Annotated in this window: 13 protein-coding genes; 5 read left to right on the forward strand and 8 right to left on the reverse strand. The window is 43.0% G+C overall.

Annotated elements, in window-relative coordinates:
* Positions 1-158: 158 nt before the first annotated feature.
* The 3 genes from GC093_RS10740 to GC093_RS10745 all read left to right on the forward strand — a co-directional run bounded on the left by GC093_RS10740 (position 159) and on the right by GC093_RS10745 (position 1,355).
* Positions 159-359 carry a cold-shock protein gene (locus GC093_RS10740; protein WP_171651966.1) on the forward strand — a complete coding sequence of 67 codons (201 nt, stop codon included), beginning with the start codon at positions 159-161 and terminating at the stop codon, positions 357-359.
* Positions 281-532: a hypothetical protein gene (locus GC093_RS35465; RefSeq protein WP_216624594.1), complete on the forward strand. Its 252-nt coding sequence runs from the start codon at positions 281-283 to the stop codon at positions 530-532. The genes GC093_RS10740 and GC093_RS35465 overlap by 79 nt, the downstream gene beginning before the upstream one ends.
* Before the next feature lie 70 nt (positions 533-602).
* Positions 603-1,355 carry a YwmB family TATA-box binding protein gene (locus GC093_RS10745; protein ID WP_171651863.1) on the forward strand — a complete coding sequence of 251 codons (753 nt, stop codon included), beginning with the start codon at positions 603-605 and terminating at the stop codon, positions 1,353-1,355.
* Positions 1,356-1,368: 13 nt separating this feature from the next.
* On the opposite strand, the gene GC093_RS10750 is transcribed toward GC093_RS10745, so the two are convergent.
* Entirely contained in the window at positions 1,369-1,788 is a 420-nt protein-coding gene (locus GC093_RS10750; protein WP_171651864.1) for an HIT family protein, read from the reverse strand.
* A 201-nt stretch (positions 1,789-1,989) separates the two neighbouring features.
* Between GC093_RS10750 and GC093_RS10755 the strand changes: the two genes are divergently transcribed.
* Complete coding sequence (locus GC093_RS10755) at positions 1,990-2,568, forward strand: guanylate kinase (protein WP_171651865.1); 579 nt, start codon at positions 1,990-1,992, stop codon at positions 2,566-2,568.
* A 110-nt stretch (positions 2,569-2,678) separates the two neighbouring features.
* On the opposite strand, the gene GC093_RS10760 is transcribed toward GC093_RS10755, so the two are convergent.
* The 3 genes from GC093_RS10760 to GC093_RS10770 all read right to left on the reverse strand — a co-directional run bounded on the left by GC093_RS10760 (position 2,679) and on the right by GC093_RS10770 (position 7,392).
* Positions 2,679-2,909, reverse strand: coding sequence for a cold-shock protein (locus GC093_RS10760; RefSeq protein WP_171651866.1), 231 nt, complete (start codon positions 2,907-2,909; stop codon positions 2,679-2,681).
* A gap of 83 nt (positions 2,910-2,992) precedes the next feature.
* Positions 2,993-3,193, reverse strand: a complete 201-nt coding sequence (locus GC093_RS10765; protein ID WP_171651867.1) for a cold-shock protein — start codon at positions 3,191-3,193, stop codon at positions 2,993-2,995.
* A 245-nt stretch (positions 3,194-3,438) separates the two neighbouring features.
* On the reverse strand, positions 3,439-7,392 hold the full coding sequence (locus tag GC093_RS10770) for an S-layer homology domain-containing protein (RefSeq protein ID WP_246314041.1): 3,954 nt from the start codon (positions 7,390-7,392) through the stop codon (positions 3,439-3,441).
* A gap of 368 nt (positions 7,393-7,760) precedes the next feature.
* On the opposite strand from GC093_RS10770, the gene GC093_RS10775 reads away from it, so the two are divergent.
* Positions 7,761-9,134 (forward strand): S-layer homology domain-containing protein, encoded by a 1,374-nt coding sequence (locus GC093_RS10775; RefSeq protein WP_171651869.1) that lies wholly within the window; start codon positions 7,761-7,763, stop codon positions 9,132-9,134.
* A 76-nt stretch (positions 9,135-9,210) separates the two neighbouring features.
* On the opposite strand, the gene GC093_RS10780 is transcribed toward GC093_RS10775, so the two are convergent.
* From GC093_RS10780 to GC093_RS10795, 4 genes are all read right to left on the reverse strand, one after another.
* Positions 9,211-10,443, reverse strand: a complete 1,233-nt coding sequence (locus tag GC093_RS10780) for a type I phosphomannose isomerase catalytic subunit (protein ID WP_171651870.1) — start codon at positions 10,441-10,443, stop codon at positions 9,211-9,213.
* The gene (locus GC093_RS10785; protein ID WP_171651871.1) at positions 10,424-11,890 is read right to left on the reverse strand and encodes an HD-GYP domain-containing protein; all 1,467 of its coding nucleotides are present in this window, start codon (positions 11,888-11,890) and stop codon (positions 10,424-10,426) included. Before GC093_RS10785 ends, GC093_RS10780 begins: the two co-directional genes overlap by 20 nt.
* A 183-nt stretch (positions 11,891-12,073) precedes the next feature.
* Positions 12,074-13,009: a DMT family transporter gene (locus GC093_RS10790; protein WP_171651872.1), complete on the reverse strand. Its 936-nt coding sequence runs from the start codon at positions 13,007-13,009 to the stop codon at positions 12,074-12,076.
* A 145-nt stretch (positions 13,010-13,154) separates the two neighbouring features.
* The gene (locus GC093_RS10795; protein WP_171651873.1) at positions 13,155-13,769 is read right to left on the reverse strand and encodes a PH domain-containing protein; all 615 of its coding nucleotides are present in this window, start codon (positions 13,767-13,769) and stop codon (positions 13,155-13,157) included.
* Positions 13,770-13,805: the final 36 nt, after the last annotated feature.

Below are 13,805 nucleotides of genomic sequence, written 5' to 3' on the forward strand. Positions count from 1 at the left end.
AGTGACAAGCAACGTATATATAAAGGGCTCCGCTTACCTCGATAAACGAGAACGTCCTTTCTAAGGAACGGAACGTTTCCTCCGCTATCTTGCTCTTGGCCATCGCTACAAATCCTTACAATGGAATTCGCACCGCACAAACCGAAGGAGGGTTCATCTTGTATTTTTCTAAGAAAACCATGGAACCGGTTCAGGAAGAACAGACATCCGTTTGGATGTGCAGTAAAGAAGGATGCTCATGCTGGATGCGTGAGAACTTTTCACTAGAGAAAAGTCCACTATGTCCTATATGTCATTCCGAGATGGTCAAGGATACAAAGATGCTTCCCTTACTTTTCAATCACCACAAAACACACTAAATGCCGCAGCCTACGAGCTGCGACCATACAAGGATAACCGGCTGCGCTCATCCTTCAAGGACGAGCGCAGTTGTCAAAAGTTGAGCGTAGCGAAGTATACAACTATACTTCCAATTCACCAGAAAGGCACTAACCGCAAGCGGCTAGTGCCTTTTTTCGTGCGTACCCCGTAAGTATACTTCCGGACAATTCTGTCAATGCTTATTAGTAGATTGATAGATTCGAAGCCGGGGGATACATACTATGAAGCGGATGATAGAATACAGTGTAATCATCTTACTTGCAATAGGAATAGCAGTAAGCTTATGGACTGTACATGCAGACGCAGATGCAGCTAATCCAGATTTGGAATACCTGATTCCTTTATCCAAGCAAATTATAACCTCCGACAAAAAGGTGATCATTAAGCATACGAGCAGTTACCGATCATTCACTAGTAAAGAAAGCTTTGCCCAAATTGGCAGAGAGGTTAGCGAACAACTAAACTTACCAAGCAGCAGCGCGATCATTGAAGGACAGGATCATCTACTCTACCAAGCTGAAGCTGTCGATTCAGAAGGAATCGAAACAAAGCTTCTATGGATCGGATTCCCCAACGGGAGCTCTGAGCTAATAATAAGTGCAGAAGCGAACCACCTACAAAATGCTGATTCTATCGTGAAGGTTCAGAAGCAATTAGCGGGCAACCTTAAAGCTATGGGCGTAAAGCCAAGCTGGAATATAATGATTCAAGGCTCCGCAGCCCTAAGCTCCTCATTAAAAGAACAAGATGCATCGCTGCTGCCCTTATTCACCAAACAATTGCAAGCTCATGAGATCAATCGTTATGAAGATGCCGGAAGCCTCAGCATTTCTTACTACTCCCCACAGATTAGCAATACCACAGCAATAGGAGAAAAAGAAAAGATGAACCTCCAATTGGCGGTTCACCGAAATTCGATTACGCAGCAGCAACGGATTACCATTGGCTCTCCTGCGATTTCAATAGAATATTAATACTCTTCAAGCCTTATAAGTGCTGCTTAATTTTGTTAATAACTTCTTCATATTCTCCATCGGTAAGCTGCTTATTATCGGCAGGACTCATTTCAAACATCTTGCCCCATGCTGCTCCATCCTTATATTTAGGCACAATATGGAAATGTACATGCGGCATTGTATCACCGAACGCACCATAATTGATTTTATCCGGCGAGAATGCCTGTTCAATGGCTTTCGCTACTTGTGCAACATCGCGCATATAAGCGTCCTGCTTGTCCTGTGACAGATGGAAAAACTCAGTTTGATGATCATTTAATGCTACGATACAGCGACCTCTGTAGGTTTGCTCCCGAAATAAAAACAATGTAGAAACTCTTAGCTTACCGATTTCAATCATTATCTTTTCTTGTCTCTCATCTTGAGCGCAATAAATACAATCTTGGGACATTGATTATCTCTCCTCAAATAAGTTTATTGGTACCTACTATTTCCCCGTATAATGGATCTCATACTCCATACTAGTCAACTACTGCCATTTTGTCTATAACATACTTTCGAATAAATAGATTTAATTTTCTGAATTATTGAACTATAATAGAATTAGAACTACCAGAGTTACTCTTCACACTTTAAACTAGGAGGGGTTCTCATGAACGGCAATATTGAAAGCGGTACCATTATCGTTTTTGTAGGCACTAGCGGTTCGGGTAGAAAAACAATTGCCCATCAACTCGGCAAAGAACTTGGCTTCCAATACGTGATATCTCACACTACAAGACCTTCACGCCCTAAAGAAACAGAGGGGAAAGATTATTACTTTACTTCCAGGCAGGCATTTATTGAGGCTGATATTCGCGGGGAATTCATACAGACAGTCGAGCTCGACAACCATTTTTATGGTATTAATAAAGCAGATGTCACAGCAGCGTTGCAAGTGAGCCCGGTTATCTATGTAATTGTTAATCGATCTGGAGCGAATAAATTAAAGTATGAATTTGGGGATAAGGCCATTCGGATATTCATTTATGTTAATAAACAATTGATTCTGGAAAGACTTCAAGCCAGAGCGGTATCCGAAGAAATCATTCGTCATTATATGGACCACTACATTGAAGAGGTTTCCTACCGTAAGGACTGTGAGCATGTGTTCGAAAACCTCGACTTGGATGAAACCAAAGCTCGTATCAAAGAATCCATCCTCACCCATTTACCCGCAACAATGAGTTAAGTAGCATTATTGGAGCTCACCCCTCCACACTCTCAGGGGTAGCTCCTTTTTTACGTACAAAAAAACCGCTTTCCGTCTAATGCGGTACAAGCGGTTGATCAGGTCAGCGGCTACAGAATCTGCACGCCTTTCTTAACCGATTTCAAATCGCGGTTTGTGTTAACAAGAAGCGGAAGCATCTTCATGCTGCTCTCCATCAAGGAATTACATTGATGACAAGTCGGCACGTACTCGAATGCAAAGTTGTCCCGCATCCAGCCATTGCAACCTTCTTTCGAGCATGACCAAATGGCAGTATTCTCCTCCGGAAGATCCTCTAACGATTTTCTTCGATAGTACATGGTTAGCCTCCCTTTTGATTGCACAACCAAAAAAGAAAACTGCCCTCAACGCATGTTAAGGGCAGTCGGTTTCTACTGTAATATTACAGTTTTACAACGTTCTCAGCTTGAGGTCCGCGGTTGCCTTGAACCACGTTGAATTGAACGCGTTGACCTTCGTCCAAAGATTTGAAGCCTTCGCCAGTGATAGCTGAGAAATGTACGAATACGTCATTTCCGCCTTCAACTTCGATAAAACCAAATCCTTTTTCTGCGTTAAACCATTTCACTGTTCCTGTTTGCATTGTAAATACCTCCAAAATTAAATTAACATGATCCTTTTATTTTCAAAATAAAAATTCACACATTGCAAAAGGTTCCATCGTTCTAATGATAACCCTTAACAATATGTGAATTCAGGTCTCACGTTTTTGATTAATTACATCTTACCATGACCCGGATTAAAAAGCAAATGAATCAACCCATAATTAGTTGGCAACATTTTGATAATAATGAAGAAAAAGGGCTGTCTTTTGGACAGCCCCTTTTCTTATTTTGCTTCATTTGGATTAGGTGCACCAAGGTTAGCTGGCAGACTGCCTTTTACATACTTTTGCAGTAAGCGTACTGCGATTTGCCCTGCTTCTGCTCTCGTCATATTGTCTAATGGATTAAAGTTTATTAGCGGTTTGTTTTTAGTCGGAATTGCGGAAATAACCGGGCTTCCAACCATAACCTTAGCAGAGCTTAGTGCATCTACTGCTGCACGCGCATAAATACTAACTTTATCACCATCAGCAAATGCTTTCTCAACCTTCGCCTTAAGCTTGTCATCATTCATAGCCAGCTTCAAGTTCATCGCGCGCGAGATCATCACTGCTGCATCTTGCCGCGTTATTTCTTTATCATAATCAAAAATTTCATTGTCATAGCCCTGTATGATACCTGCCCGAGCCGCTGTTTCAATCTCTTCATAGGTCCAGGTTACGGCGCTACTATTCCTATCGATGTCTCTAAAGGTTTCATTATCATCATAATTCAATTTCAGTCCTAATGCTCGAACGATCAAACCAGCAAACTCGCCTCGTCTGATATATTCTGCTGCACCAAATTCATTCGTGTATAGAGCCGGCATGTATCCTTTTGATAAAAGAGCTTGCAAAATGTCTCTAGCCCAATCGTGATTGGAAATATCATTATAACCATTCTTTAATTTCCCAACCATATAATACCCAAAGTTATCAAATGGAACCGTAATGGTTTTGGCTTTTGCATCTACAGCACCGCCAATGTTCTTCCAGTCCCCTTCATCATTCAGATAGAAGACCGTGACTTCAGCCGCAGCAAGGTCAACCACACTATCGCTGTACTTCAGAACGAGTGTACCGCGCTCGGTTGGTACCACTTTTCTTTCATCATCATAATTAGTGTAATAGACCGTTTCAACGCCTGTTGTCGAATAAGGGGTCAATCCGCCCGTTGCTGGCTTGTAACCTGCATCTCCAACTTTTCCTTTTTCCCCTATACCGCCGGAAATCCAGAAATAATCGGAAACTCTTGTAAAGTGATCTCTTCCTAATTGCTCAGAAAATTGGCTTCCTAAGTTTGAGTTAATATCGATTCTCGATCTTCCATCATTGGTTCTTCCATCCAAATCTTTTCCTACGATTTGATTATAATCATTTACTAATTCCGTGTTTCCATTCTCCGTGTCGCCAATACCGAATAATAAATTAGTTTGCGGCTGTATCTTTCCATCCGAAACACGTCGTAAGATGGTGTTTTTCGGGAAAGAGAGTTGAAGATCTTTATTAAACACACTGTGTTTGGAACCCATCGCTTCCATATACATAGAGCCTGGTGCTGGGTCAGATACATAACGTACGTTAACCGTTTCTTTCAAATCACCACTGTCACGCTTTACGGTTATAGAAATTTTATTATCCGTATCTGCTTTCAACCCCATATAGGTGTACATAAACCGATCAGACTTCGTGTCTGTACGAGGGGTTGCTGCTACTCCATTGATCTGTACTTCTTTTGCACCATCAGCCTCAACATCGAACAATACAAAGTTTTTGTTAACAATAATTTTGTCACCCGTATTTGCTGTAGGAGCCAGTATACGGTAAGGGAAGTTTTGTCTTATCACTGTCAAGGTTTGGGAAACCTTACCACCATTACTGTTAGTCAACTCTATTGTGTATACATGTGTGCCTATTTTCATCGCAACATTATTAAGACGAAGCTTGAAGCCATTTCTATCTCCTGAAACCTCAGCCGAGCTATATTTGGTCGAGGTTCCTCCAGGAAGACCTGTGGCCATTGTCATATAAAAAATTCGCTCTCCTGCATCTTTAATTTCGATAACATCGGCCCCGGAGCCGCGAACGAATAAATCGAAATTCTCAAGTGATGTGGTGTAAGCCGCATTATTGAATTGAAGCTCCGGTGAAGGAGGCAAAGGTATGCTATCATCCCATAGCGATAAAGCATCGCGCGTTGTAGAAGCTGAAGCTGGTGGTGTTATAGGACGAATCTTTCTGATGTCCGGAATATTTGTATCCAGAATATAAAATTTAATTTCTTTAACATACGTGCGCAGAGCACTGCCACCATCCCTGTAGGTAACAATGATCTTCAATACATTCTCCCCGTTGTAAAGCGGGCCCGCGGCATCAACCTTCAGTCCGCCTACTACTGAAATGGGATTGTTACCACTAGCATTTGTAGCACCGACAGTTAATAAAGGAGTTCTGTCCACATTATTAAGAAGCATCTGTACTCCACCGGAAAGGATATTGCCTCCAAATCCAATAAAAGCTCCCTCAAGCGGTACTAGATCGGGTCCATTTGTCGCATTATCCGATGAATTCACTTCAATTACTTGATTCTCGTAAATATTCTGAATTTCAACATAGAGCTTGGCAGCATAAGAAACCTTAGCCGAATAAGAAACCGGACCTGTTAAAGGTACTGGGTTTATATTATCCAAAGAGAAATCAAGCGTCTGAGTTCCTTCCGGCAGCCCTGAAATTTTGTAAAGCTGACCTTTGTTTCTCGTGTTTGCTCCCACTATTGCATCGGTTGCTGGTACGGCTGTAACCGTCAGTGCTGGTGCCGCGACCGTTTGCAGGTTTACACGCAGAGTCTCATTGAGTGGGTCCAATGCTCCTGAGGCTTCAACCAATACATAGAATTCGCTGCTTCTAATGTTCGACCCCGACAAGGGATAACTTGGAGTTGCATCTGTAACAGTAACAGGTGCAGGCGGTGTAGCCGTCACCGCAGGAATGAAGTCAGGCAGGAACAATACATTATTAATAACTTTCAATCCTGAAGCAAGTTTAAATTTATAGCTTCCGGTTATGGTAAACGGCGTTCCGCCTACAACCGAGTAGTCGATAGTAAGATCCAGCTGTTGACTCGTTGAAGTACCGTTCGGCATAGGAACTGGATTGGTCTTAAATTTCAACAATCTGAACTCTGGCGTTCCATAGGTATCGTTGATAACCGTTGATGTAGCCGAGCCTGCTGCAATAGTAACCAGATTGGAGCCCAGAGTGGAACCCGTATGAATGGTCGCGTTGCTAGGAAAATCAATATTTTGGTCGTAAGGCGCCAAAATCTCAATCTCTAATGATATTTTATCATCTTGTCCGGTAAAGGTCGGTACCCCACCCAACAAGCTTTGAGTTTCAGCTGTAGTCGGATCGGATCCATTCAAATCCTTAAATTGTGTAGCCTTAACTTCAATAAACGGCGGGGTTTTGTCATAGAAATAAAACCGGCGGCTCACCGTCACAGAATCGGTGTCATTGGTTAAAGTAATCTTATATTCGTTTAGCCCTGGCTCCAGAATTAATGTAGGGGAAAAGAACAATCCGTTACTCAATTTCGTTGCCTGCAGACCATTAATCGTAATGGTATTGGCATTTTCCGCGCTACCTTGAATAACTGCCGTATTTTTCTGCAGAACAAGTGTACCGTTGGGTGTTGTTGGCTCGTTCAAATCATGTTTCACGCTGTTGGAAACCACTTGCATCGATTTGATAATCGGTGCCGTATCAAAGAGTACATAGAATACGGTTTTCGCTCCATTAGCTGCTTCAAATGTCAGTTTATTGTAACCTTGGAATAATTGAGCATTCGTCGCTTTAAAGCGATTATTAGTAACAGAAACAGGTGTTACTGCTGTTTTTCCGGGTTGAATCCCCCAAATTTTGGTATTCTTATTTTGAGAAATCGCATCCACTGTTAGAGTTAAAGTTCCCGTAACCTTCTGAATTGTACCCGTAACTTCTATGGTCGGGGTATTAGATATTTTAGCACTCTCACGGTTTAAGGAATCCGGTAAGTTTTCAATATCCAATGCAGAAGTTGAAGCCAGCTTACCGTCATCAAGAATAAAGAAGTTGCCGCTATCCGCCGCTTTAACCGGCGCAACAGGTATGAATGAGAACAATATTGCAACTAGCAACATATAGTTAATTATTTTTTTCATTGATGTCAATTGTATCTCTCCTTAATTGGATAAATTTCTAACCCTTCAAGCCTTGTACAAAACCATTCCTTACAATAAAATCACCATCCTATTCATGCTTTACCAGAAATGATTGTGTCAACGTTTAGCTATAAAGTTTATATCGGTTTTACTGACAAAAAATTTTAACTTTGCTGGGAAAAAAATCAGATCTGCCCGATATTTGCGGCTTTTTGACTAGTAATATAGAAAATCCCGCACAATAATTCCTTATTATTACATCGTTATCGAATTTTGTATATTGCTGGATTACAATGAATTTTCAACCCAAATGTTAACAATTGCTCTAAGTTAGCCGATATAAGGATAGAGATTGGAGGGTAATGAAAATGAAAACAATTCAAGGCAAAATAAGCAAATGGTGTACATGTATACTTACAGCTGCGCTGATTCTTCCCGGACCTTCAGCTGCTTCTGCCGTTACTTTCAGCGATATTAACTCCCAGCAAAACGGTTGGGCTCTAAGCTCAATCAGCATAATGGCCGAAAACCAAATTTTAACAGGCTACCCAGATGGAACCTTCCAACCGAATGAAACCGTCAGTAAAGCGGAATGGACGGTGATGATGCATCGTTTGTTCGATACGTACAGACCTAACCTCTATGCCTCTGGCGCAAATAAAATCGAGCAGTTCGCCGATGTGACACCTGAGCATTGGGCTTACAAAGAAATCTCTGAAATTTACGACAACTCCTTTCAATGGGGTGTGTTTGGTCTGAGCCAGTACGGACAGCTTTCCTTCCGGCCCGATACTCAGTTAAACCGCCTGCAACTGGCCAACATGCTATATTCATTTTTTGACACTCGGATGATTAACCGCCAGATGACACCGAATGATGTGTGTTCAATCGTATCGAATTTCAAAGACGTTCCCTCCAAAATATTGAAAAATCAAGACGATTACGACAAAGCCGTACAAGCAGACGGACGCTTAGACTCAGCGAATGCTCAAATTTCGACAAGCAGCGGAGTACTGCCATCACTGTTTATAGGTACTGGAGTAGGTGATTGCCAATTTGGTACGGACGGTTTCTCCAATGCACAGGCTAGTATTCTGGCAAGCCTTCAGTCCTCTGGCATCATGACTGCGAATAATAGTTGGTATTTCCGCCCCTTAGACAAAGTAACTAGAGCAGAAGCAGTAACCATCCTAAACCGAATTTATAATTATCTTAAGAAGAGTTATTGGCTTGTCGATTACTCTACAATTGATTTGAAGCAACCAGGTACTGCAATCGGAGGTACAACAAACGGAGGGAATGGTAATGGTAGCGGCACTGGTTCGGGGTCATCGGGAGTTTCTGATCCTTGGAATGGTTCTAAGGGTAGCCCTTCCAACCAAACTGCTGCCAATGTTCGCGATTACTTTAAAACACAAGCTAATGGCGAATCGGGCACGATTACGAAAAACATCCGAAAAACAGGTGAAATTGAAACTGCCGTTTTTCCATCAGGGTATAATTTCTTAACTATTGATCTAATTAGTCAAGACAAAACGGAGTTCGTGGATATGTATGTAATATCTGACGGCAAGAGCACCTTAGTAAAGCAAGAATCGTTTCCTATGACCATTTCCGTAAATGGTGTAAGTGAGGTAGGATTACGAACGGTGCTGCGCGACACAAATCCTTTGAAGAAGGGCGGCAACGTCGTCCTTTCCGTCAGGCTGAGCAAGGAGAATCCCACTCCCGACGCTAAATAAACCTTTAGAAGCCTCTAACACCACTGCTAAGTGGGTTGGAGGCTTCTATTATTTCATATGATGCATCCCCTGCAGTTCACTCGGGAGGATAACATAACACGACCTTCAGCTTGTCAGCGCCATTGCTGTTCCATGATAATGTATTCAGACCTGCTGGCATAAAAATTTCGTCAGACTGGTTAATCTGCATCTCTCCGTCTGCCCAGCTCACGGTTCCCGATCCTGAAATCACAATGGCGATTCCGAATACGCCGCTACCTTCCGTTACAAAGCTTCCCGTGACTTCAATTGTATGCATCCGGAAGCGGTCTGTGCTCTCTTTTCCGATTAAAACTAGCTCCTTACCGCCTTCATTTTCACTAAGCAATACAGGGTCTTTCTTCCATTTGCTTCTGGCATCCTCGTAGGAATGGGACTCATAGTGAAAGCAGTCTAGCATGCGATCGAACCCAATCCCTTGGTGACAAGCCAAATCAGGGACCGGATTCCCTTTTGGAGTCGTTCTTTCTACACGCAAAGTAAGGTCCGTCGGTTCTTGTATCTCAATTAAGAAGCATCCACTCCCAATAGCATGAGGAATGCCGCCCTCAACTAGAAACACATCGCCTTCCTGCACAGGGATACGATGGAGCGCATGGATCATGCCGTCTATATCCTGCTGTTCAAAAAGTTCGCGCCAGCTCTCTTTCGTCACTCCTGGCTTAAATCCGAACAGAACATACGGCTCCTCACCCTCTATGGTCCTTCCACCCATAACATACCATGCTTCTGTTTTGCCGAACTGAGATTCGAACACATCCATTGCAAATGTTCTATCCGGGTGCACCTGAATCGTCAGTCTTTCAGAAGCATCCAACACTTTGACCAGTACCGCCGTTTGTGTGCCGTACTTAGCAACATGTGATTTCCCAAGAAAGCCTTCAGGCTCCATTAATATCAGATCAAGCAGCGGCAAGGTTTCTCTATTTCCCAAGCTTACTAAGCTCAAGCCCTCCCTGATATGCTCTCTGCCCACATTCTTGGCTACTACAGTGGATGCCACCCACTCCTCCGGAAAGCTCGTATCCTCTGCTTGCTGTGTACCCTGCCACTCTTCCAGAAATTTACCGCCGGAGTAGGTTCTCCACACCCTGTTCTTGAGTAATTTGAAAGGTGCTTCACTTAAAGGATGATTGCTGCTACTCATAGAATAATTCACCACTTTCTTTTGTAATACAATCTGACGGTCCTGATAAGCGGTTAACATCCATACCGATATGTAAGATTGCGCTATTTCCTTAAGAGCACCTTTAAGAAACGTTGGCATCATCGACAGCTGCTGGTCGCGAATAGTTGCTTTTGTTATCACTAATCACATGCAGCGGATAACGGTACACTTGCGGATCGCGGTCGCATATCCGTTTCCAAGCATCTACACAGGCAGCATCAAAATGCGTATTTCTATGTTCATTAAGGAATTCGATGGCTTCCGTATGTGACCAAGCTTTACGGTACGACCGAGTAGATGTAAGGGCATCATATACGTCAGATACCGCTACGATTCTTGCTAATAAGGGGATTTGCTCCCCTTTTAAACGATCAGGATAGCCCGTGCCGTCCCATTTCTCATGATGTGAACGAATAATATCAAGTTCCTCTTTCATAAATCCAAGCGTCCTGCACATTTCATAGCCCTTGCGCGGGTGCTGCTCTATAATGCCTCGTTCTTCCGGCGTAAGCCGTCCCGGTTTATTCAGAATCGCGTCTGGGATATTGATTTTGCCGACATCATGCACGATGGTACCTTGTGACAGTGCGCGAAGCTGCTCGGGAGGCAGCTGCATTTCTTCTCCCAATCTCAAGGCATACAGAGTGACTCTTAGATTATGACCGGCGGTGTAGGTATCTTTCTCCTCAGTCGCTAAGACTAAAGCTCTCACGCTTGGTGATAAGCAGCTGCTAATCCGCTCCAACGGATCATTGGTAAAAAGAGCCCTGATCGACATCGTTAAGGAGCCACTCACCCCATACTGCTTCCATAATCCAGTCAGCATTACAATCATAGATGCCAGTAAGAGCAGGTGGTAAAGCCACCAGCTGAGCCGCCAGGTTTCACCCAAGACAATGATGAACTGAGCAACAATAAGCCATCCGCAGCTATAAATAATAGCAGTTTGAAGTGGGAAGCGAGAGAAGCGATAGGATTGGTAATACCGATACATCGTCATCAAATTGAGCACGACAATAGCTCCAGTAGCCATCCATCTTAAGGGATTACGATCCAGAGGAATTAAATCGAGCATATGAGGGAATAAAAGTCCAGTGAGACCAATAAGGCCCAGAGCAACCGTCCAAACGGGTATTAAACCGCTCTTCCAACGCGATACCCACAAGATTAACAACGAATCCGATGATAAAGAAGACATCCATAACCAGAAGGTGGCCAGTAAGAGACTTACTTGCGAGGCAACGCCTGGCAAATGGGATGCATGTATTAGAAAGTTTGGAGTGGATAACCCATGAACAGAGAACACCTCTGCCAACGAAATGAATGCCAACGATAAAAAGCATACCTTGATGTTCCGCACCCTATTTCCTGATATTCCAACAGCAATGGCAATTATTGTAGAAAGAACGGCAACCAAGCTAACAATGTAAAAATGCCCACTGGGTAACGACAACAGAATATCCAGTTTTGGATGCGCTCTCATATATTCAAATAAAAAATAAGGCGCTACAATCGCTGCTACTGGACCTATCACATCACCAATTCTCATGAGTACACCGCGCCTCCTAATTTACGAACGAGCCTTCTCTAGGTTTTGGCTTACTTAGAATCAGCTTTATAAGCTGGGTTCTAAAGAAGAATGGGCCATTAGCCCCGTATCGATTTCAGTGTACCACAAAATATAGCTACAGAATATGACAGTATTTCAATTACTCTAAAAGTTTGTCGTATGTCATAAATGAACAGACTTAGCCGCCTTAACCGGAATCTCCCGACCTCGAGGTTTCAATGTCCCTATCACAATTCCCACTGTAGTGAGGGTAAAGGCCACGACATGAATCCAGCCTATTCTCTCATTCAAAAAAACAACGCCTCCGACCATACTTGCAAAAGGCATAGCATTGATAAACATAGCGGTACGGTTAGCACCGAGACGCTTGATACCATGATTCCAGCCCAATGTACCGAGCGATGAAGCCCCCCAGGCAGAGAGAAGCATGACCAACCACGCCATCCCCGTAAAATGCACATTCACATACGATGCAGGTCCCATGACTACTAAGGTACCAACATTCAGCATGACTCCCCCAATGATAGTCGAATAAGCCGTGACAACCAAGGTTGGGATCGTGGAAGAGGAAATTTTCTTGATGAGCAGACCTCCAATTACATAGGCCAGCATCGAAAGCAGCATGATCATATCGCCCCAGCCCGACACAGCGAGCGAATCTCCTGAAGATTTGGAGGTAACGACCAATAATACTCCTGAAAAACCGAACAATATGCCGATACCTAATTTATAATTGAACTTCTCCCCAATAAAAATAGCTGCTAGAAGTGCTGTGGTAAGCGGGTTTAGTCCAAGTATGAGGGAAGCATTAGTTGCCGTAGTCGTTGTAACGCCATATGCCAAAAAAAGCTGATGAAAGAAAATAGATGTGATGCCTATCAAAGAAAGCAATAGCCATTCCTTGGCATTCGGCTTATAGAAGCCGTACTTTTTCCAAACAAATGGAAGCAGTACAAGACCCGCAAGGGGCATCCTAATAGCAGCGACCATCATAGGAGAAATGGTTGCTGTAAGGTACTTGACCATCACAATATTCAAACCCCACGAGATAACAACCAGAGCTAAAATCACATAAATAATTTTTTCTGACTTGATCAACTTCACGCACTCCCATATCACTTGTTGTCTATGACCAAAGCCATATCATACCACGCTGCTGACAATTTAGGTAGGCATTTAGAAAGCGTGTAAATAAAGCCCCATCCCTAAAAATGCAGGAATAAGGCTTGCTTTCGCTTATCATCTAATTGTTAATATAACGTTCAAACACAAAACCGAAGTCCTTTACATGATATTGCTTCCGAGTATCCGTAAGCCAAGAGAATGTAGCTTGATTCAATTCCTTGAACTGCTCCGCTATATTGCCTTGATATTTAGCAATTTGGCTTAATACTCCGGATGCGGTATCCAGGCTTTCCTTAGCGTGGGCTAAGGCGACTTCATTCTCGCGGGATATTTCGGCAATCTTGACGAGTGCTTTGTACAGGTCCTTAATTTCTTCCAAATGTTTTTTATGCACATCGATGGAGTATGAAATAGAGCCCAAAGTAAATTTAATCTCCACATCCAGATCGATCGTCCCCGCAGTCTCAAGACTCACATCCGAAATATGATAGGAGCTATAGCTGTAACGACGAAGTGTACGTTTCTTACTCATGGCACTCGTGCCGTCGAGATGAATCAGTGATTGGTTGGTGAAGCAGTATTCGTCTGATTTAGACTTGATGAGAAAGAAAATCTTCTCTCCATCTTCATGCATGACATAGTCGTCCGAATCGACCTTATCGTAATTTTCCGGCTTGATCACGCTGCCTAAATCACTTAATCCAAGAATGTCAGCCGCCACTTTACCAAACATGGTATCATCCCTCTCATGACATTTATTTCTTCCTAT

The sequence above is a fragment of the Paenibacillus foliorum genome, assembly GCF_013141765.1.
Lineage (GTDB): Bacteria > Bacillota > Bacilli > Paenibacillales > NBRC-103111 > Paenibacillus_S > Paenibacillus_S foliorum.